The following is a 21,297-nucleotide window of genomic DNA, read 5'->3' as shown; positions in this document are numbered from 1 at the left end:
AGACTCAATATTTTCCTGTTATAATGGTATTCTAAATAAATCAGGCTGTCTTGGCAAAAGCAAAAATAAAATTGTGGTTTATGGTAGAGCTTTAGTATGAATACACTCATCGATTCAGCAATAAAATATCTTTTTAATCATTATTGCAGTGAAAAAGAGCTCATAAGGCAATTAGAGAGGGATTTTTCGCATGTGCCCGAGTTAGATGCTCAGATTCATGCAACCATAGTTCGCCTTCGGGAATTACATTTAATTAATGATAATCGTTTGGCTGAATCATTAAGTGCCCGTTATATCCATAAAGGAAACCGTTTTATTCAACAAATATTAAAACAAAAGGGCGTTAAAGAAGAGGTGATTGAGCAAATCTTAGAACATATTGAACTGGAAGAAGTTCGCGCCCTGGATGAAGCTCGGAAAAAAATGCGTGGATTTAAAAATGATACAGATGAGGCGATAAATACAAAATTGGCTCGTTTCTTAAGTGGCCGATGTTTTTCCCATGCTACGATAAAAACCGTACTTAAACAGTTAAGTGAAGAACAGACTACTTAAAATTTTAGATAGTGTAGCGGATGAATACAACAATCATTTGCATCTATAAGAAAAGAAAACTGTAAATTACACTCTGAATGAAATGATAAACTTACAACGCATCATGATTATTGGTAGACCAGGAAGTGGCAAGTCCACTTTTTCTGTTATGTTGCAAAAGAGTCTAAATATTCCATTGTTCCATTTAGATAAATATTTTTTTATTGCCGACTGGGTGCCACGAGAATATGAGGATTTTTTGTCACTCCAAAAAGAATTAGTTGCCAAGCCTTGCTGGATTATTGATGGTAATTCCAGTCGATCATTTGAGATGCGTTATCGCGAAGCCGACATGTGCTTGTACTTTAATTTACCCAAATGGCTATGTTATTGGCGGGTGTTTAAGCGCTTGTTTTATAAGGCTTCAGAAATCGATGATAGAGCCGCTGGTTGCAATGAAACGGTACGATGGTCGCTATTAAGTTATATGTGGAACTATGAACAACGGATTAACCCCTTATTAAATGCTTTAAAGAACCAATATCCAAAAGTGAAATTCATTGAGCTGCGTAGTCCATATGATGTGGCGCACTTGATGCGTGTGCTTACACATAAAGAAGAGTACAGTATTGTGACAGGATTTTAATAAATGATGCCGACGAATATGATGATACTCTTGATGGGTATTGCAGGTACCGGTAAAAAAACCATAGGCGAGGCAATTACAACACTGGCTTCTCAGTTTCGATTAGCGCATCACCATGCTTGGATCGATCCGGTTCTAAAACTTCTAGGTAACGATGCTCAAGTATTTTGGTCTCTTGATGATAAAGGATGGGCAGCGCTTAACAAGGCCCGAGATGTGATTTTTGATACGATGACTGAGGTTTGTTCTAAAGAAACGAGCTTTGTTATTACCTATGAGCTCTTAGCGAATAATTCTTGGCATCAGGAGTTTTTTAATCAAGTACAAGCCGTTGCTCAAAAACGGGATGATATAGGCGCGGTTTTTTGGACGAAAAAAGGTAATTTTTAAGAGCTATTCTTCTAAGTAACAGAGGAGAATAGAATGAGCAAAAAAAGAAACTATTACACGGCATCAAAAAAATCAAAGATAGCAGTTGCGGCAATTGAAGGAAAATTGACTCAGGCTCAACTGACCAGCGAATACGGTGTGCATCCTACCCAAATTAAAGCATGGAAGCAAACAGCATTGCAGGCTATTTCAGATGCTTTTTCCAATTCTCATGATAAGGATAAAAAAGAGCAAGCCGAGCTTGTTGGTGCTTTGTATGAGGAAATTGGTCGACTTCAAGCCCAATTATCATGGTTAAAAAAAAAGACGGCCACTGAGCTTGGATGAAAAGCGTAAGCTGATTGATAGCAACGCTGAAATATCAATCCGAGAACAATGCATGCTACTCGGATTGAGTATTTCCAGTTATTATTACAAAGCGTCTCCTATATCAGCAGAGGACGAGCGGCTCATGGCGCTGTTAGACGAGCATTATCTCCAGTATCCATGTGAAGGTAAAGTGAAGCGCGCACAATGGTTGTCCCTTGAAGTTGGCTATCCTGTTGGTAAACGACGCATCAAGAGACTCATGGAGGCTATGGGATTAGAAACCGTCTACCCAAAGCCAAATACAAGCGTTCCCAATAAAGAGCACACCGTGTACCCCTATCTATTACGTGACATCGATATCACTAAGCCTAATCAGGTCTGGGCTGCTGATATTACCTACGTGCGTATGAAGGGAGGCCATGTTTACTTGGTTGCCATCATGGACTGGTATAGTCGGTATGTGCTTCAATGGGCGGTGTCCCCAACATTAGAAGCAGAATTTTGTGTAGAGGCGCTAAAAAACGCGTTATTACAGGGGCGGTGTGATATTTTTAATACCGATCAGGGTGCTCAGTTCACGTCTAATGATTGGATCAATACCTTGAAGGCCCACAAAATCTCTATCAGTATGGATGGGCGCGGCCGATACCTCGATAATATTTTCATAGAACGTTTATGGCGCAGTGTTAAGCAAGAAAAACTCTATCGGTATGATTTCGAAACAATCGAAGAGATAGAGCTGGAATTAGCTGAGTATTTTGAATATTATAACAACCGAAGACTCCATCAGTCTTTTGGATATTTAACACCAGCTCAAGTGTATTTCGGACACCCTAGTACGGTTTCTAAAACATAGTTCGGTGTGTCATGGCTTACCCACAGGGTCCACAGGCCTATCCGAGACGATGAAGGCTCTACTGGCCTATGGACTTGTGGATAAGCCATTCTGTGAGAGCAGGAGTTAATAAACCAATTCGGAATAGCTCTTATTTTTCCTGAATTTTGTTCCAGATTACCAGACCTAGATTACAATCGATTACCCTTGTTCTGAGAAGTACCGTGGAGGCCTTATCAAAAACGGTCATTGCAGATGAAGAACAAAGAACTTCATTTCAATTAAGACTCAATGAGTTTCTTACCAATAAAGAAAAAAGTTTTGATCAGGTTGCGGAACGAATATGTGAGGCCGAACGCAAACTCGCAGTGGTTACGAAACAATTAGAACAAAGCAATCAAAGGTATCGCACATTGTTAGACAGGCAAGAACAACAGATTATTCGTCTGGAGCAACTGGATGCAGAACAATCCAATGAGGTGCAGGAGTTAAGCAATGAGGTTAAGCCTAGCATCAATGGGTTTTATGCAATTAAAAAAGAACCTCCATTTTTGGCAGTCTCCACCTATGGGATGCCGATGGTTGCTGTAGTATAACAGGGGCTATTCTTCTTTGAAGACGGTGTTGGAATAGGCATTGTCTTCATATTAGAATATCTGTATAGGGAAAACCCATCAATGAATGCCTTTTTCGGCCATTATTTTGAACTAAAACGAGTCAACATGTAAATAAGAACAGTAGCTTTTGAATCTGAGTTAATTATTACTTTGGAGAACAATCAAAAGGTGGTGATTACCCCTTTTAAAACCCATGAACCTGGAAATTTCAAACTGGGAATTGATGCGCCTAAACAGGTGACTGTGAACAGGCAAGAAATTTATTTAAGAAAACAGGAACAGTTAAAGAAAGAGAATACATTAACTGACTCCTAATGGTTTTTGTTATAGCGAGATGAGTGGATTTTTATTAGCATTTATTCTGGAAATAATAAGGCTCGATGGTTTCATAAAGCAGGTCGTTAAGGTGGTGTATCACTCGATGAATTAAAATATCATGGGTATCGGTGAATTGATGGGCGATTACCTCACTGACTGCATCAGTCGTTTGCTCTTCTTTGGTCAGGATTAACAGTAGATACTCTGGTTGTGTGGAAAGAAATTCATTAATTAACGGGCGAAGCAGTTCAAGTGTGGCCTCTTTTTTGGATAAATAAATTAAACACTCGCGTTCGAGCGCACGAAACAATTTATTATTCAAGGAATATCCTTTTGCAGCCAACCCTTAATATAGGTAATGGTTTCTTCAATAGTACTTACTGCTTGATGATAGCAGAAGTAATTATTTTCTTGTACTGATTATTATTGCACCGCATAAGATAATCATAGTCCCATTTGAATTAGTCGTGAAGATTTTCTATGGGTTTTAATGTAGTAAAAAGAGGGCAGAAAGTCATTCGGTCGATGCTGTAAGTGCTGCAATGCCAATTCTAATCGCCTTAGCTCTTCAATTGGTGGATATCATTATTCTGGGGACTTTGCTTTATTTTTTAAGGCCCTGTGAATTCACAATTCAGTAAGATTTTTATGAATTTACTGTGACTCCAAACGGAACGAACAGTGTTTTCCCATTGATTTGTACTTGAACAAACATTTTAATAAATCCTACTTTGTTAGGCTCTATATGAAATAGTAATTCAGGTCCTCCTCGTTCAGTATTATTTGTAGGTTCCTTGCCCATTGGATGAACATGAGTTACAGTTTTAAAGTCCTCATTAAAACCTACGATGTGAGCATAAGCACCCATAATGGGTTCTAAGGTATGAACTGGGTTTTCCTTTGCATCGGTGATGTCAATTTTGCCCATGACTGCTTGACCGACGTGCAATGGTGTTTTATCAAAAGACAATTTGAATTGGTAGCCATCAACACTACTTTCAAATAATGGTTGTCGATGAATAGGATTTTCCAATCTCTTTTTGGTTTTTGGGGAAGGTAAATCAGCAACTACATATTCTTGGGTTTTTGTATTAGTCGGTATCAGATCAGCCCATGCTCGATAGGAGGCGTTCTTAAGAGTAGGTTGCCATTCAAATTGATAGATACCTGGTTTCGTTGTTTCGACTGGATGGACATGACTGTAGTCAAGGAGGTTATCATCGATAATCAACAAATGAATCTTTTGTGTATGTGCTTCAATAAGATCGTTTAAGGTGATTGGTTTATTGCTTTTGGTGTCAATTAATTTGATTAACACCAGTTTCTTGTCCTTTTTATCCTTTATCTCTTGAATAGATAATTGCATGGTATTTTTTGATTTCAAAGAATGTGTTGCTTGATTGTTCATCATGCGTTGATTAGGCTTTTCGGAGAAAGCAGTAGGATAATATAAGTTAATGAATATCAAGCTCATTAGGGTGACGGCACATTTCTTCACAATATTTTTGTCTCCAAGAAAACCAATTGGTTATAAAATAATTTCTTATAGTCCTATTCTGTAGGCTATTTATTTTGATCAGCACATAGAATGATATCATGATTGTCCTTTTAAGACAGACATTAAATATAAGTAGAGGTATCCCAAATGTTTATTGTGTAACTTCATGTTGCTTTTAATGGTTCATTCGATTATTGGATATTGTTCAGAAAGCAATGTACCTTCTCCAAAAAATGATTGTTAGGAGCGTCATCGACGTTATTGATTGAGGTGATGAATTTGATGTGATCCGTGTCAATTAATTAGTGTCCTATTTCGAAAATCCAGCACCAATTTTGAATGGGTTTAGGACACAAAAAAGTGAGCTAAAATCAATTCAGCTATCATTCAATTAATTCAATAAAAGGGAAAAATTTTTCTTTTGTACGCTAAATCTTTTTAAGAGTTTTTTATTGAGGATACCTCAAGGCATTCTAGTTGAGTTTCTCAAAGGTTATTCTTAGCTAACTGTCTGTCAAAGCAGAGAACACTTTGTTTTGACTTGTCCATGCCAAAGAGTCTATATTGTAATTATTTCCTTTTAAAATCAAGGATGGAAATCATCATGAAACACAGTCATTGGATGGTTTTGGCGTGTTGTTTAATCCTTACTGCGTGCATGAGCAGTGGCACTAGCAGTAAGGATACTAAGAGTCTGGAAGAGCATGTCGCTCAAGGCCATGTTGGTCATGGTGGCGGTGGTGGTCGCTAACACTAAAATCTTTTACTCAATCCTAAAGGTTAACATGAGCGCTCACTCTATTAATAAGAACTATTTGGGCACTAAAAATTGGGATAAAATGATGCGCACCACATCATAATGGATGGCGAATGCAAAGGATGGCTGTCATGGTAGAGCAGTGGCACGAAAAATCACCTGCAGATATGGCATTGTTGTTTCAAACTGACTTATCTTTAGGACTATCTGAGAAAGAAGCGGAGCAGCGGTTAAAAGAAGCAGGACCCAACCTGCTGAGTCAACAGAAAAAAACGTCTCCTTTCCTCATTTTTTTGCAGCAATTTGGAAGTGTGGTCTCCTGGGTGCTTTTAGGTGCTGTTGTTGTGTCTTTTTTGTTGGATGAAAAAGCCGATGCCATTGCCATTTTGGCTATTGTCATTTTAAATGCCATCATTGGCTTCGTATTAGAATACCGCGTTGATCGCGCCATGCTTGCCCTGCAACAAATGGCGGCACCCAAAGCCACCGTATTGCGCGATGGTCATGCTAAAATAATTGTTGCATCTGATGTCGTCCCCGGTGATATTATTCTTTTTGAAAGCGGCGATTTAATTGCAGCAGACGCGCGTCTTTTTGAATTGTCCGCACTTAAAATCAATGAGGCCCCACTCACGGGAGAATCCCTACCGGTTGCTAAACATCTTGATTTTTGTGCCCAAGACACTCCTTTAGCTGATCGCAAAAACATGGTGTTTATGGGAACATCTATTGCCGATGGTACAGGCAGAGCACTAGTTGTTGCGACCGGCATGCAAACAGAAATGGGCCATATTGCCAAAATGCTGGGCGAAGCCTCCTGTGATGAAACGCCTTTACAGAAAAAACTCAACCAAGTGGGTTCTCGTTTATTGTGGCTTTGTTTTTTCATTGTGATTGCCATTTTTGGATTGGGTTTACTGCGTAACATTCCCATTTTTAAACTGTTCATGAGTTCAGTCAGTCTTGCGGTTGCTGCGATTCCTGAAGTTTTGCCTGCCGTAGTCACAGTGGTTTTAGCTCTTGGGGTGCAGCGTATGGTGCGGCTTCCTGTTGCTTTATGTATTAGGTTATAACATGAGCATTGCGGTCTGGGTAGGGATGATTGCGCTCGCAGGCGTTGCGGCCGAAACAAGTGCCGTGATGCTTGCCTACCTCGATTCCGATTACACTGCGCAAAAAGAAAAGGGATTACTCAACACCTTGCCGGATTTGATTCAAATGGTGCGAGAATGTGCGGTATCGCGTATTCGACCTATGGTCATGGCAGGTCTTGCCAATATCCTGGGGCTGCTCCCTGTGATGTGGGCTACAGGGATTGGAGCTGACGTCATGAAACGTCTTGCAGCCCCTATGGTGGGTGGCGTTTTTTCAGCGCTCTTGCTGACCTTAATTGTGATTCCCGTGGTGTATGTGATGTGGCGGAATCAGGTGGATTTGAAAAAACAAGGAAGTCTAACGGAGGCACAATGAAATTAACTTTTTTAGGGGCAACCCAGACGGTGACCGGTTCAAAATATCTTTTGACGGTGGATTCTAAAAAAATCCTTATTGATTGCGGTCTTTTTCAAGGTTATAAAGAATTGCGCTTACGCAATTGGGATCCCTTGCCTATTAACCCACGTGATATTGATGCGGTCATTCTCACTCATGCACACATTGACCATACGGGCTATCTGCCCTTGCTCATCAAAAAGGGATTTCAAGGCAAAATTTATGCCACACCAGGCACCAAGGCATTATGCGCTATTTTATTGCCAGACAGTGGACATCTGCAGGAAGAAGAAGCCCGACTGGCCAATAAATACGGGTTTTCCAAGCATAAGCCAGCTCTTCCTCTTTATACAGAAAAAGAGGCAAGAGAGGCCTTAAATTATTTTGAGACGATTGATTTTGATACGCCACACCAATTATTCAGTGAATTGAATTTTGAGTTTCATCGTGCCGGTCACATCGTAGGTGCCGCCATGGTAAAAATAAAAACCAAGAAGGGCTCGATTTTATTTACCGGAGACCTAGGCCGTCCTCACGACCCCGTCATGAAAGCCCCCACCATCATTCAAGAAGTGGATTATCTGGTGATGGAATCCACATACGGAGATCGACTGCATGGGGTCACCGATCCCTTACCCCAACTTGGCCAAGTGATTAATGAAACCATCAACCGAGGCGGCTCAGTTGTGATTCCTGCTTTTGCAGTGGGACGTGCGCAAAGTATTCTTTATTTTATTTATGAACTGAAACGAACAGGGGAAATTCCCAAAGACATTCCAGTGGTTTTAGACAGTCCTATGGCGATTGATGCTACTCGTTTGTTGTGTACTTATAAAGAAGATCATCATTTAACTGAAGAACAATGTCGCGGGTTATGTCAGGCGGCCACCTATGTTCATACGCCTGAGGAATCCAAGGAGATTGACCGCCATAAAATGCCGCAAATCATCCTCTCTGCCAGTGGCATGGCTCAAGGAGGTCGCATTGTGCATCATTTGAAAGCGTTTGCCCCGGACTCTAAAAGCACTTTGTTGTTTACTGGTTTTCAGGCGGGGGGTACGCGTGGAGCCAGGATTGTGAATGGAGAGAAGGAAGTCAAAATTCATGGGGGTTTTGTTCCTATACGTGCTAAGGTCGTGGCCATGAGCAGTACGTCAGCACATGCGGATTATCAAGAACTGTTAGGCTGGCTTAAGCACTTTGTTACACCGCCTAAAAAAATCTTTATCACTCATGGTGAGCACCACTCTGCTCAATCATTAAAAGAAAAGATTGAGCAACAATTCGGTTTTTCATGCACCATTCCTTCTTATCTGCAAACGGAGGATTTGTCGTGAGTCATGAGAACAGTCATGTGCTTTGTTTAAAGTATTTAGGGATTAAAACCTATCATGAAGCCATTATTTACATGCGAGAGGATTGTCATGTTTGTCATTCGGAAGGGTTTGAAGTACAAACACGTATTCAAGTGAGCTTAGGTGGACGCTCTATTATGGCCACCCTCAATGTCGTGACTTCAGAGCTTTTAAAGCCAGGTGAGGCCAGTTTGTCCAATTATGCTTGGGATTCTTTAAAGGCTAAAGAAGGCGATGAAATTCAACTCTCGCATCCTAAACCGTTGGAATCATTAAGCTTCGTGCATACCAAGATTTATGGCAATGAACTGTCTTATGAGCAACTCAAAGGGATTGTGGATGATGTGTTAAGTGGTCGACTGTCTGACGTGCAAATTGCTGCTTTTTTAGCGGCAAGTAGCGCAGGACATCTCACAAAAAATGAAATCATGAGACTCACTCAAGTTATGATAGACAGTGGTGATCGCTTATCCTGGTCTTCGCCGCTTGTGATGGACAAGCATTGCGTGGGCGGATTGCCTGGAAATCGCACGACCCTGATTGTGGTGCCTATTGTCGCGGCTTTTGGGTTAATCATCCCCAAAACGTCCTCCCGCGCGATTACCTCTCCTGCAGGAACCGCCGATACGATGGAAACTTTAGCGCCAGTCTACTTAAGCCCAAAGGCCATGCGTCACGTGGTTGAAAAAGAAAACGGTTGCATTGTGTGGGGTGGTGCTGTGAGTTTAAGCCCCGCCGATGATGTGCTGATTCGTGTGGAACGAGCCTTGGATTTGGATAGCGAAGGACAATTAGTCGCCTCGATTCTTTCTAAAAAAATTGCAACGGGGGCTACGCATGCGGTCATTGATATCCCGGTAGGACCTACTGCCAAAGTCAGGGATAAGCCTATGGCGTTACTTCTGAAACACTTGCTTGAGGACGTAGGACAACAGTTAGGGCTTGTGGTCCATACGATATTGACTGATGGGTCGCAACCGGTGGGAAATGGCATTGGTCCGTCGTTGGAGGCACGTGATGTTCTTGCCGTGTTGCAAGGGTTGCCTGATGCCCCAAATGATTTACGCGAAAGAGCCTTAAAGGTGGCGGGTGCTCTTCTTGAATTGTCATCCAAAGTTCCAGAAGGCTTAGGCCAATCCGTAGCGCAACAAGTATTGGACAGCGGGCAAGCGTTTAAGAAATTTCAGGCCATTTGCGAGGCGCAAGGGGGGATGAAGGAATTGAAAACAGCACACTTTACTCATCCTGTTGTGGCTTCCCAAAGAGGGCAGATAGCTCTTATCGATAATCGAAAGCTTGCCAAAATAGCCAAGCTTGCTGGTGCGCCTAAGTCGCAATCAGCAGGAGTGGATTTGCATGTTCATGTGGGTGCACCAGTGGAGCAAGGCGAGCCTTTGTTTACCATTCATGCGGAGTCTTCAGGGGAGCTAAACTACGCCTGTGATGTTTTGCGCGACAAACAAGACGTCATTGTTTTAGGAGAACACTCTTGAAGCCACTATTATTTTCATTATTTGACTCCTCAGAACTAGCAAGACGATTACAAGAATCACTCCAAGTGGACGTTGGTGAAGTGACGTTCCATCGTTTTCCAGATATGGAATGGTACTTAAAAATTAATTCAGAGGTTAAAAATCGCAATCTCATGGTAGTGGATAGCTTAAACCAGCCTGATGAAAAAATACTGCCTTTGCTGTTTTTTGCCAAAGCGGCTAAAGAATTAGGCGCTAAAAAAATCGGCTTGATTGCTCCTTATCTTCCCTATCTACGCCAAGACAAGCGCTTTCATCAAGGTGAAGGAATTACCTCGCGTTATTTTGCCGAGATGTTATCCACCTCATTGGATTGGCTGATGACAATTGATCCTCACTTGCATCGCTACCACTCTTTAGATGAAATCTACTCCATTCCTACCTTTGTCTTACATGCCACAAACCCTATCGCTGCATGGATTAAACAGCATGTTTCCAACCCAGTGATTATTGGCCCTGATGTGGAAAGCGAGCAGTGGGTTTCTAGTATTGCAGAACAAGGCCCGTTTCCTTATGTAATTTTGGAAAAAGTTCGTCATGGGGATAAAGAGGTGGCTATTTCGGTACCCAATCTACTTAAGCTTGAATCGTCAACCCCCGTATTGGTGGATGACATCATCTCCACCGCCAGAACTATGGTAGAGACGGTGAAGCATTTACACCAAGCAGGAGTTAAGTCCATTGTTTGTATTGGGGTGCATGCGCTGTTTGCACAAGACGCATACTCCCTATTATCAGGAATGGAAGGGGTGCAAGTCATCACCTGTAATACCATCCGTCATATCACCAATGCGATTGATGTCAGTGATTTGATTGCGACGGATTTAGCACAATATAAGTTGGTAAAGACTTATAAAAAATAAGTTGGAACAGTCTTAATAGAGAAGGAGTATCACATGTCATTTTTTAAAGTAATCAGGATCATGATGGTGTTCATTGGGCTGGTTTTTGCGACTTCCTTTTTGAGCTCTTGTGATGGTGCGGTGAAACATAGTTCACAAGAGGCTGATGGCTATGGAGGACACAACGCAGGCGGACATGGTGGTCATGGCGGCGGAGCTGGGCATTAAGACCATTCGTTTTCTTAGTGAATTGTGACGGGCTCAGACAGACCCATTGGTTTTTAGTGGGTCGCCAGAGGTTTTAGTGCTGGGTGGACAGGGTAATCAGTGAAAACAATATAAAGGGGTGACCGATGAAGCAAGACCCTCATCAAAAACAGATACATTCTGGTAAAGAGCAGGCTGGTTGTCATCAGGAACATAAGGCACACAAGCCTCAGCAGGATTCCTCCAAAATGGAAGGTCTAATCGTTTATACGTGTCCTATGCATCCAGAAATTCGTCAATCTGCCCCTGGTCATTGCCCCCTTTGTGGTATGGCATTAGAACCCGAAACAATATCAGCAGAAAAAGCAGCGAGCCCTGAGTATCTTGATATGAGACGTCGATTTTGGGTTGCATTGATTTTGACTGGTCCTGTCGTGATATTGGAGATGGGTGGACATGGTTTGAAGCATTTTATTTCTGGCGTTGTTTCCAGTTGGATGCAATTGCTTCTTGCAACACCCGTGGTGTTATGGGGCGGTTGGCCATTTTTTAAGCGCGGTTGGCACTCTCTAAAAATACGTCAATTAAACATGTTTACCTTGATTGCTATGGGTATTGGGGTGGCGTGGATTTACAGTGTGGTGGCTGTTCTTTGGCCAGGTGTATTTCCCCATGCGTTTCGAAATCAAGAAGGGGTGGTCGCTGTTTATTTTGAAGCGGCAGCAGTGATTACGACTTTAGTCTTATTAGGACAAGTGCTGGAACTCAAAGCACGAGAGCAAACGGGTAGTGCCATCCGTGCTTTGTTGAAATTGGCTCCTGAACGTGCCCATCTTATTAAAGAGGATGGCAGTGAAGAAGAAGTATCGCTTGACAAGGTTCATGTTGGAGATACATTGCGTGTTCGTCCTGGTGAAAAAATACCCGTGGACGGTGAAGTATTGGAAGGGCGCAGTTTTGTCGATGAGTCTATGGTGACAGGCGAACCCATTCCGGTTACTAAAGAAGCAGGGGCCAAAGTCATTGGAGCCACTATAAACCAGAGGGGTAGTTTTGTGATGAGCGCGTTGCATGTGGGCAGTGATACCATGCTTGCTCGTATTGTCCAAATGGTGAGTGTTGCCCAAAGAAGTCGTGCTCCTATTCAGCGATTAGCAGATACCGTTTCTGGATGGTTTGTTCCTGCAGTGATTTTGGTTGCCGTATTGTCTTTTATTCTATGGGCTTTTCTAGGGCCACAACCGTCATTGAGTTATGGTTTAATTGCCGCCGTATCCGTACTTATTATTGCGTGTCCTTGTGCTCTTGGTTTGGCAACACCCATGTCCATCATGGTAGGGGTTGGAAAAGGAGCCCAAAATGGGGTTTTAATTAAAAATGCCGAAAGCTTGGAGCGCATGGAACAGGTCAATACCTTAGTGGTTGATAAAACGGGTACCCTAACGGAGGGGCGTCCTAAATTGACTCGCATTGTGACTGATGATGCGTTTGATGAAGAGGTTATTTTAGGGTTTGCAGCTACTCTTGAGCACCAAAGTGAGCATCCTCTTGCCAATGCCATTGTAACGGCTGCGAAAGAAAAACAGTTGTCCTTGGGCTCAGTTGAAGATTTTGAAGCTCCTACCGGGAAGGGAGTAATAGGGAAGATCAATGGTCATCGTATTGCCATTGGTAACGTGAAATTAATGCAGGAGCATGGAAATGACAATGCTTCCCTTCTTGAACAAGCGGATGAACTTCGTAGCAAAGGTGCATCAGTCATGTTCATGGCAGTGGATGGTAAAATAGTCGCTCTTTTGGTGGTGGAAGATCCCATTAAATCGACTACTCCTGAAACACTACGCGAGTTGCAACAACGCGGTATCGAAATTGTTATGCTCACCGGAGATAGCAAGAAAACTGCAGAAGCGGTAGCGAGTACCTTAGGCATTAAAAAGGTAGTGGCTGAAATCATGCCTGAAGACAAAAGCCGCATCGTGGGTGAATTAAAAGACAAGGGTCTTATTGTTGCCATGGCGGGAGATGGAGTAAATGATGCCCCGGCGTTGGCAAAAGCAGACATTGGTATTGCCATGGGAACGGGTACTGATGTGGCAATCGAAAGTGCGGGTATTACCCTGTTGCATGGGGATTTGCGTGGCATCGCCAAAGCACGTCGTTTGTCAGAAATGACCATGAGCAACATTCGTCAAAATCTGTTCTTCGCCTTTATTTATAATGTACTGGGTGTGCCCTTGGGGGCTGGAGTCTTGTACCCACTCACTGGCTTACTCTTAAGTCCTATTATTGCAGCAGCAGCGATGGCACTGTCTTCTGTTTCCGTCATTGTTAATGCGCTTAAGTTGCGACGGATAACACTATGAAAAAAAGATGAAAAAAAACGGTTGCGCATAGAAAAAAAACAAAATCGATCTATACTGATAAGAAGCAGTCAGTTGTTTTTAAGGCAAAATCATGGTGTTCCCAGTGGTTATGATCGTGGTTGGTATTGTCTTTCTCATCAGTGGTGCCTATTTAATTAAAAGCGTATTGCAACAAACGAACCATTATCGTTGGCAGTGGCTCGTTTACCTTGCTTTTATTGGCGCTTTTATTCTAAGTTATTCGGCCAGTATTTTTTACGGTCTCTTGGTTGATCCCCACTGTCTTAATTATTTTTATGGCAGTGTGTTTTTATTAGGTGCCACCTATGTTTATTTGTCTTGTCGTCTTATGACTAAGACCATTCAAAAGATGGAAGTGATGGATGATTTTAAAAATCGCTACGAACTATTAAGGCATCATACCAAATACGATTCGCTGACTGGTTGCCATAACCGAGAGACTCTTTTTGATATTTTAAACACACGGTTTCAACACATTAAGAGCAATGATGGATGGGTTATTGTCCTTTTTATTGATATGGATAAATTTAAGGCGGTTAACGATCGTTATGGCCATGATGTGGGAGATAACACGTTGACCGCATTTGGACAACTCCTAAGGCAGCGATTGCGAAAGGAGGATGTAGTGGCTCGTTATGGCGGGGATGAGTTTATTGCCGTGATGGAACACATCTCCGTGGATGAGGCGAAAAAGATTGCTGAGAATCTTATCACCGTGACCAAACAATCCTTCAAAAAAGGTATTTTATCGAAACTTAATCTAGGCTGCTCCATTGGCATTACTCAGATGAATTCTCACTCGGCTTCAGTGAATGCCGTGATTAAAGAAGCGGATTTGGCGTGTTACGCGGCCAAGCAAAGAAAAATCAATGGCTCTGTTTGTGTCTATAGTACGATGCTTGCAACAACCAATAATCCCATCGATTTGGGTATCCATCAAGTCACCGAATAGACAATGGAAACGCACAAAATAGTCGTCTTACTGCAGCAGTGCATTAAGTTCTAATTTAAGTGACCTTTCTGTTTTTGCGCTACCTCGTCAATTAATATACCACTCTTGTTTAATGGCATCAGGTGGGAGATACTAAGAAATAAAATAATAAAAAGAAGGTATTGATTCATGACCCATTTTCTAATGAAGCACGCTCACCTACTTTTGGTGCCTGCACTTCTTGTTGGCTGTTCTTATAATGCCAAACTAACCCCTGAAGGAGAAAAAGTGACCCTTCTCCAGTCCGGCAAGCCCTCAAAAGGCTGTGCTTTTTTAGGGGAAGTCAAAGCCTACGATCGCAACGGCATGAGCCAATCGTATCAATCGCATGAGCATTTGATTCAGGATGAACGGAATATCCTAAGAAATGAAGCGGCTCTCTTAGGTGCCAATACGGTTTTGGTGACTCAACACCAGCAAACTTATGAAGGCAAGCCCAAAAATGATTTCGTAGCGGACCATTGGATGGTCGGCCGGGCTTATCGCTGTAAGATAAGGCAATAGAGTGACTTCTTGAGCGATTGTTTATGGAACATCATTGTGTCTGGCGCTTTTTTTATGGGGTAATCCTTCTGTTGCTGTATGCCTCTTTGGCCACAGCGGGGAAGGCATTGACTCTTCAAGAAATAACCCAAATTGCTTTAGCGAACAACAAGGATTTAAAAGCGGCGCGCTATAATGTGACTATTGCCAAGGCCCGTTTGCTCCAAGCAGGCCTTTGGCCTAACCCAAGCCTTAACCTCTCCAATAACGACGATCGCTTATTTAATGATGAAGGGGAATATTCACGCAGTGCTGGTTTTAGCCAAGCATTTCCTATTTCTGGGCGTATTGCGAAACAAAAGACCGTGGCGCACTTGGATGTGTTGAAAGCCATGGCAGAAATTAGGGACGCGGAGCGTCAATTAAGTAGCAAAGTGGCAAATGCGTTTTATGCTGCCGCGATTACCGAGCGTCGCATGCAACAGGTGAATTACTTAGTACGGATAAACCACGAGCTAGTCGATGTTATCCACAACCGTTATCACGCGGCTGAAATTTCAAAGCTGGATGAGAATGCAGCGCGCATTGAGTATCTGCGGATTGGGCAAGAAAAACATCTTTTGCATAGTTTTAGTATCAATCAATATGCCCTACTGAATCAATTGATGGGGCGGGAAGCCAATTCACCTTTATCCCTTAAGATGGATTTCATTGCTGAGAGAACGCTCCTGAAATTACCCTTCTTAAAAGCGTTGGCGCTTAAAAATCGCCCGGACCGTCACTCTATTGTGTTATCGATTCACCGCGCCAATGCCGATCGCCGTTTGGCCAAAGCGGAGCGTTTTGCTGATTGGACGGTAGGGCTTGGTGTGCAACAAGATAAAATTGTGGTGGAAGAAGGCCCTCCTCAACCCGCCGATCGCACCTTGGGGGTTACGCTTTCTGTGCCTCTTCCTCTGTTAAACCGTAATCAAGGGCGAATTTTGGAAGCCAGTCACACAGGAACCCAAGCCCTGATGGCATTACGTGCTTTGAATTTAAGTATTGAGACGGAAGTAACCAGTAACTATGGGCAATTAAAAGCTCTGCAAATGAGTCTTAAAGAAACGCAACAGGTCTCCCTTAAATTAGCGGTTGAGAATGTCAAACTGGCGCGTGATTCTTATGAGAGCGGACAAATTTCTTTTTTGAATGTATTGCAAGTACAAAAACAACAAAATGATTTGCAAACGACTTATCTCAATACTTTAGAAAAATATTTGCAAGTGTATGTGGCTTTATGTACGGCTATTGGTCCTGGTAAAACCAATGGGTTTTGCCCTTATTTAGCGTATCAAAGGAATGGGGATAGCAAATGAGATGGCGGCAGCGAATGAGAAGAATGGCATTAATTAGTCTGTTTCTTAGTCTACTCGTTCCTATTCAAGGGTGCTTTGCCCATGGAGAAGAAATTGAAGTGAGTGAGGGAGGAGCCAAAGGCCCAGTTCATTTAACACCAGCACAAACTAAAATGCTGGACATCAAGGTGGTGGAAGCAACCAATCGTCCTATGGCGCAATTGCTGGGTTTGAATGGCCAAGTTCAATTGTTACCGGATGCGCAAGCGGATGTCAGCATTCGGATTAGTGGGAGTGTGACCGCCATTGATGTGAATTTAGGGGATAGCGTCAAGACAGGACAACGCTTAGCCACAGTGCAATCAAGATTAGTGGGTAATCCCCCACCAAGTGTTGCGGTCACGGCCCCAATTGCAGGCATCATTGATGCGCGTAACATTAATTTAGGCCAAGCCGTTGAGCCGAACACCGTTCTTTTTCACATCAGCAATCGCGATAAATTATTAGTCATAGCCCAAGTGTATGAAGAAGATTTAGGTAACGTTAAAGTAGGGCAAGAAGTGAATACTCATGCCTTAAGTTACCCCAAGAAGGTATTTGCAGGACAAGTGACTTTAATTGAGCCCAATCTCGACGCATTAACTCGTACCGTCAATGTGAGAATTACTTTGGACAATAAGGATGGGCTCCTTAAGCCTGGGATGTTTGTACGCGCCAATGTGATTTTAACGCGTAATGAGGCAGCACTTACCGTACCCAATGCGGCCGTGTTGCAGGCGGATGGCGAGCAATTTATTTTTGTGCAAAATGGGGATATTTATGATCGCCTCGCTGTTAAAGTAGGTGCTGTGGATGATGACTACACCGAAATTACAGACGGCCTAGTCCCCGGTGACCTCGTTGTCACTCAAGGCAATCGCGAGATTTATACTCTGTGGCTCAGTGGAGGCAGTAAACCGCCTTCAGGCCAAGAGGAGCCTCATTAAATGTTTACTCACCTCATCGCCTGGTCTTTACATAATCGCCCCTTAATTTTGGCGTTAACGATTATTTTTTGCTTGCTGGGTGGTTATACCCTAAAACAAATGCCGGTGGATGTGTTTCCTGAATTTGCACCACCCCAAGTGGTGGTACAAACCCAAGCGCCTGGCATGGCGACCCAAGATGTGGAAACCTTAATTACCTATCCTTTGGAAAGTGCGATTAATGGCACGCCAGGCGTTGTCAGTGTGCGCTCTAAAACGTCCGTGGGGCTTTCCACCATTACGGTGGTGTTTGACGATCAGAGCGACATTTACCGCAATCGCCAGTTGGTGAATGAACGCATTCAACAAGTAGTGAATCGCCTTCCTCCTGGTGTTGCGTCACCCATCATGTTACCGGTTACGTCGGCTGTGGGGTGGCTCGTGAAATACGCGTTGATGAGTCGCACGGCAAGTCCTGAAACGTTGCGCACCATTTCGGATTGGACAATTCGTCCCCGGATTTTAGCATTAGGTGGTGTGGCTTCTGTGGTATCCCTTGGTGGGGAAGTCAAGCAATACCAGGTACGCCTCATTCCTGAGCGCATGTTGGCTTATCGAATCACGGTCGAAGACGTGCGACAAGCACTGACTTCTGCGAATCAAAATGTGCCTGGTGCTTTTGTCCATCAGGCAGGAACCGAATTCGTAGTCAGTACTGTTGGGCGGATTAAGACACTGGATGACATCAAAAAAACACTGATTGTGGTTCGTAATGGCGTGCCTATTACCATTAATAATGTGGCAAACGTTGCTTTTGGCGGTGAAATTAAGCGGGGTGATGCGTCTTATAATGCAGAACATGCGGTGATTGGGACTATTTCTAAAGCCTATGGAGCCGATACGGTCACGACCACAGAGAACGTCGAAAAAGCACTTTTTGAAATTAAAAAGTCCCTACCTCACGACGTGACCTTAAGGACTAATGTCTTTCGTCAAGCCAATTTTATTGAATCCGCCATTCACAATTTAACTCGTGCCCTCCTTGAAGGCGCTGTGATTGTTATCGCCATTCTTTTTGTGTTTTTGATGAACTGGCGTGCTTCATTGATTACCTTTTTGTCCATGCCGGTTTCGTTCGTGGTCGGTATTTTAGTTCTTCATTATTTTGGCATTGGTATTAATTCCATGACTTTAGGCGGTATGGCGATTGCCATTGGTGAGGTGGTCGATGACGGCATCATTACCGTTGAAAACGTCGTGCATCGTTTACGAATTAATCGTCAGGAAGCCCATCCTTTACCCACCATGCAAGTGGTTTTTGATGCGGTTTTGGAAATTCGAAGTTCCGTGGTTTATGCCACAATCATCATTAGTCTGGTCTTTTTACCTATTTTCTTTTTGTCAGGTATTGCCAAGAACATTTTTAGTCCTTTAGCGATTGCTTATATTGCCTCAGTGTTAGGTTCTTTAGTGGTCTCCATCACCATGGTACCCGCCTTATGCTATCTGTTGTTAGTACGTCGTCAAGAAAAACAACACGATGCCGAAGTGAGCTTGCATGCTTTGTCGCAAAAGGAACGGCATTATGCGGTAGAACAGGAAAGTAACCATGAGGCAGAGCGCGAAACTCGCTTTGTCTTGTGGCTTAAAAAACATTTTTTAACGGCACTTCAATGGTCTATCTCACACTGCAAAACGGTTCTTGCGTTTGCTTTATCGGCTTTTGTCTTTGCCCTGGCCTTACTTCCTTTTTTTGGTACTTCCTTTTTACCGGAGTTTCATGAGGGCAACTTTATTGTCGTGATGAGTACCTTGCCGGGAACCTCACTGGATGAATCCATGCGTTTAGGACAACAAGTGCAAAAAGCATTACTTCGCTATCCGCAAGTAATTTCCATTGCGCAGCGGGCAGGGCGCAGTGAATTGGATGAAGATGCTCTACCCCCTAACATCAGTGAATTTGATGTGCGTCTTAACTTTGATAAAGACAAGTCCATGAGGCCTGATGAATTGCTGCGTCGAATTCGGGCCGATTTGGCCAATATTCCAGGTGCTGTGTTTAATGTGGGACAGTTTATTGCTCATCGTATGGATGAAGTGCTTTCTGGGGTAAGAGCTCAAGTGGCCGTTAAGATTTTTGGGGATAATTTATCCACCCTCAATGAATTAGGGCAATCGATGGAGGCTTTGTTACAATCAGTACCCGGGGTGGTGGATGTGAATAAGGAGCAGCAGATTAAAGTACCCCAATTGGTGATTCAACTTGATCGCGAAAAAGCAGCGCGCTATGGGGTCAATGTGGGACAGATTTCGGAAGACGTACAGGTGCTTTTGAATGGAGTGAGTGTTTCCAGTGTTTTAGAAGGGCAACGAACGTTTGATTTGTATTTGCGCATGGATAAACCAGGACGTGACAGCGTCAAGGACATTCAAAACATGTTGATCGATGCTCATGGCGTAGGAGAAGACAGCAATGCACAAATCCCATTGCGAGCTGTGGCAGAGATTGCATTGGAACCGCAACCTTTTGCCATTAATCGTGAGAACGTGCAGCGGTTGTTAGTGATTTCGTTCAATGTACAGGGCCGCGATTTAGGCAGCGTGATTGCCGAAGTGCAACAAGAAGTACAGGAAAAAATCAAACTCCCCACCGGTTATTTTATTCAATACGGCGGCCAATTTGAAAGTCAGCAACAAGCCTCTCGAGTGATTTTGGTCTTTGGTGGCTTGGTGATTTTTATTATGTTGATTTTGTTGCATAAAGCCTTTGGCACGTTTAGAGAAGCGTTATTGGTGATGTTTAATTTGCCTTTGGCACTCATTGGCGGGGTCATTTCTCTGTTTTTGGTGAGTGGCGAGATGAGTGTGGCGGCCATGATTGGATTTATTACGCTGTTTGGAATTGCTGCGAGAAATGGAATCATTTTAGTGAGTCATTACAACCAACTGCGATTGCAGGGAAAAACTCGGGAACAAGTGGTTATTAATGGCACTATGGACCGCTTGGTGCCGGTATTAATGACTGCTGCCACAGCAGCCCTGGGCTTAATTCCCTTGTTGTGGGGTTCGCCTGCGGGTAAGGAATTGGAGCGCCCTTTGGCTCAGGTGCTTTTGGGGGGATTATTGACTTCTACGGTACTCAATATGTTAGTGGTACCTACAGTCTATAATGCCATGGAAGCATGGCGAGAAAAGCGAAGACAAAAGGATAAAACAGAGCAAGGAGAAAAAAAATGAAACACACGACTTTGAAACAACAAAGCCATTTTTGGTTGGGGCTTATCGCCAGTGTTTTGCTGGTTTTTGGGTATTCTCAAGCAATGGCTAATTCTACTGAGGAGCCAACGAAATCCATTCCCAAAACGATTCCAGCCCTTTGGGAGGCAATAGATAAGCATGCGGCATCGATGAATCAAGTGCTCCGTGGTGATGATTTAACCTCCATTCACCAACATGCGTTTGCCATTCGTGATTTAGTCAACGCATTACCTGCGTTAAGCACGAATTTGTCAGAGGAACAGAAAAAAACACTGCAGCAAAATCTAAGCTACGTCAGTCAATTGGCCACTCGTCTTGATAAATCAGGCGATGCCAATGATAAAAAAGGGACTGAAGTCAACTGGGGAAAATTACAAAAAGTGTTGGCGCAGCTGCGTGCTTTGTATCCTTCAGATGCCCCTAATTAATCAAGGAATGAGTCATGGTGTAGGGTGTTGCTCGAGGTTTATTTGTCAATTACTGTCGCCTTAAGCAACGAGGCTTTAGAAGCAAATGGCCCTTTTCAGAGGCACAGACATCATGACGTA

Annotated in this window: 21 protein-coding genes and 2 pseudogenes; 21 read left to right on the top strand and 2 right to left on the bottom strand. The window is 43.2% G+C overall.

What is annotated here, in order from left to right:
* The first annotated feature begins 96 nt into the window (after positions 1-96).
* From Lstg_RS15445 to Lstg_RS15415, 7 genes are all read left to right on the top strand, one after another.
* Positions 97-555: a regulatory protein RecX gene (locus tag Lstg_RS15445; RefSeq protein WP_058478523.1), complete on the top strand. Its 459-nt coding sequence runs from the start codon at positions 97-99 to the stop codon at positions 553-555.
* 82 nt (positions 556-637) lie between these two features.
* Positions 638-1,180 (top strand): P-loop NTPase family protein, encoded by a 543-nt coding sequence (locus tag Lstg_RS15440; protein ID WP_058478522.1) that lies wholly within the window; start codon positions 638-640, stop codon positions 1,178-1,180.
* A 3-nt stretch (positions 1,181-1,183) separates the two neighbouring features.
* The gene (locus Lstg_RS15435) at positions 1,184-1,570 is read left to right on the top strand and encodes a hypothetical protein (protein WP_058393304.1); all 387 of its coding nucleotides are present in this window, start codon (positions 1,184-1,186) and stop codon (positions 1,568-1,570) included.
* Between the two features lie 33 nt (positions 1,571-1,603).
* Positions 1,604-1,897: a hypothetical protein gene (locus tag Lstg_RS18225; RefSeq protein WP_065235619.1), complete on the top strand. Its 294-nt coding sequence runs from the start codon at positions 1,604-1,606 to the stop codon at positions 1,895-1,897.
* Positions 1,890-2,735, top strand: coding sequence for an IS3 family transposase (locus Lstg_RS15425; protein WP_082650874.1), 846 nt, complete (start codon positions 1,890-1,892; stop codon positions 2,733-2,735). Before Lstg_RS18225 ends, Lstg_RS15425 begins: the two co-directional genes overlap by 8 nt.
* 203 nt (positions 2,736-2,938) lie before the next feature.
* Positions 2,939-3,310 carry a hypothetical protein gene (locus Lstg_RS15420; protein WP_058393306.1) on the top strand — a complete coding sequence of 124 codons (372 nt, stop codon included), beginning with the start codon at positions 2,939-2,941 and terminating at the stop codon, positions 3,308-3,310.
* A 189-nt stretch (positions 3,311-3,499) separates the two neighbouring features.
* Entirely contained in the window at positions 3,500-3,646 is a 147-nt protein-coding gene (locus Lstg_RS15415) for a carbon storage regulator (protein WP_236708544.1), read from the top strand.
* A 34-nt stretch (positions 3,647-3,680) separates the two neighbouring features.
* Here Lstg_RS15415 and Lstg_RS15410 read toward each other — a convergent pair whose 3' ends face one another.
* Positions 3,681-3,971 carry a hypothetical protein gene (locus Lstg_RS15410; protein ID WP_058393307.1) on the bottom strand — a complete coding sequence of 97 codons (291 nt, stop codon included), beginning with the start codon at positions 3,969-3,971 and terminating at the stop codon, positions 3,681-3,683.
* A gap of 324 nt (positions 3,972-4,295) precedes the next feature.
* Entirely contained in the window at positions 4,296-5,147 is an 852-nt protein-coding gene (locus Lstg_RS15405) for a hypothetical protein (protein WP_058393308.1), read from the bottom strand.
* 604 nt (positions 5,148-5,751) lie between these two features.
* On the opposite strand from Lstg_RS15405, the gene Lstg_RS17920 reads away from it, so the two are divergent.
* The 14 genes and pseudogenes from Lstg_RS17920 (at position 5,752) to Lstg_RS15345 (ending at position 21,177) form a co-directional block, all read left to right on the top strand.
* Positions 5,752-5,898 (top strand): hypothetical protein, encoded by a 147-nt coding sequence (locus tag Lstg_RS17920; protein WP_165481743.1) that lies wholly within the window; start codon positions 5,752-5,754, stop codon positions 5,896-5,898.
* 137 nt (positions 5,899-6,035) lie between these two features.
* Positions 6,036-6,956: pseudogene (locus Lstg_RS15400) on the top strand (HAD-IC family P-type ATPase); the annotation flags it as partial.
* A pseudogene (locus Lstg_RS15395) lies at positions 6,946-7,374 on the top strand (efflux RND transporter permease subunit); the annotation flags it as partial. The pseudogenes Lstg_RS15400 and Lstg_RS15395, both read left to right, overlap by 11 nt.
* Positions 7,371-8,732 (top strand): MBL fold metallo-hydrolase RNA specificity domain-containing protein, encoded by a 1,362-nt coding sequence (locus Lstg_RS15390; protein ID WP_058393311.1) that lies wholly within the window; start codon positions 7,371-7,373, stop codon positions 8,730-8,732. The pseudogene Lstg_RS15395 and the gene Lstg_RS15390, both read left to right, overlap by 4 nt.
* Complete coding sequence (locus tag Lstg_RS15385) at positions 8,690-10,243, top strand: thymidine phosphorylase family protein (protein ID WP_080444844.1); 1,554 nt, start codon at positions 8,690-8,692, stop codon at positions 10,241-10,243. The genes Lstg_RS15390 and Lstg_RS15385 overlap by 43 nt, the downstream gene beginning before the upstream one ends.
* Complete coding sequence (locus Lstg_RS15380) at positions 10,240-11,145, top strand: ribose-phosphate pyrophosphokinase (protein WP_058478520.1); 906 nt, start codon at positions 10,240-10,242, stop codon at positions 11,143-11,145. The genes Lstg_RS15385 and Lstg_RS15380 overlap by 4 nt, the downstream gene beginning before the upstream one ends.
* Positions 11,146-11,205: 60 nt before the next feature.
* On the top strand, positions 11,206-11,352 hold the full coding sequence (locus tag Lstg_RS17825; protein WP_162264086.1) for a hypothetical protein: 147 nt from the start codon (positions 11,206-11,208) through the stop codon (positions 11,350-11,352).
* A gap of 125 nt (positions 11,353-11,477) precedes the next feature.
* Positions 11,478-13,694, top strand: coding sequence for a copper-transporting P-type ATPase (locus tag Lstg_RS15375; protein WP_058478519.1), 2,217 nt, complete (start codon positions 11,478-11,480; stop codon positions 13,692-13,694).
* A gap of 91 nt (positions 13,695-13,785) precedes the next feature.
* Positions 13,786-14,667, top strand: coding sequence for a GGDEF domain-containing protein (locus Lstg_RS15370; RefSeq protein ID WP_058478518.1), 882 nt, complete (start codon positions 13,786-13,788; stop codon positions 14,665-14,667).
* A 168-nt stretch (positions 14,668-14,835) separates the two neighbouring features.
* A complete protein-coding gene (locus Lstg_RS15365) occupies positions 14,836-15,210 on the top strand; it encodes a DUF4156 domain-containing protein (protein WP_058478517.1) in 375 nt (124 codons plus the stop codon).
* Positions 15,211-15,233: 23 nt separating this feature from the next.
* Positions 15,234-16,547: a TolC family protein gene (locus Lstg_RS15360; protein ID WP_058478516.1), complete on the top strand. Its 1,314-nt coding sequence runs from the start codon at positions 15,234-15,236 to the stop codon at positions 16,545-16,547.
* The gene (locus Lstg_RS15355) at positions 16,544-17,512 is read left to right on the top strand and encodes an efflux RND transporter periplasmic adaptor subunit (protein ID WP_058478515.1); all 969 of its coding nucleotides are present in this window, start codon (positions 16,544-16,546) and stop codon (positions 17,510-17,512) included. The genes Lstg_RS15360 and Lstg_RS15355 overlap by 4 nt, the downstream gene beginning before the upstream one ends.
* Positions 17,513-20,728 (top strand): efflux RND transporter permease subunit, encoded by a 3,216-nt coding sequence (locus tag Lstg_RS15350; protein WP_058478514.1) that lies wholly within the window; start codon positions 17,513-17,515, stop codon positions 20,726-20,728.
* The gene (locus Lstg_RS15345; protein WP_058478513.1) at positions 20,725-21,177 is read left to right on the top strand and encodes a hypothetical protein; all 453 of its coding nucleotides are present in this window, start codon (positions 20,725-20,727) and stop codon (positions 21,175-21,177) included. The genes Lstg_RS15350 and Lstg_RS15345 overlap by 4 nt, the downstream gene beginning before the upstream one ends.
* Positions 21,178-21,297 lie beyond the last annotated feature (120 nt).

The organism is Legionella steigerwaltii (assembly GCF_001468065.1).
Taxonomy (GTDB): domain Bacteria; phylum Pseudomonadota; class Gammaproteobacteria; order Legionellales; family Legionellaceae; genus Legionella; species Legionella steigerwaltii.
This window is presented reverse-complemented; position numbering and strand designations above follow the sequence as displayed.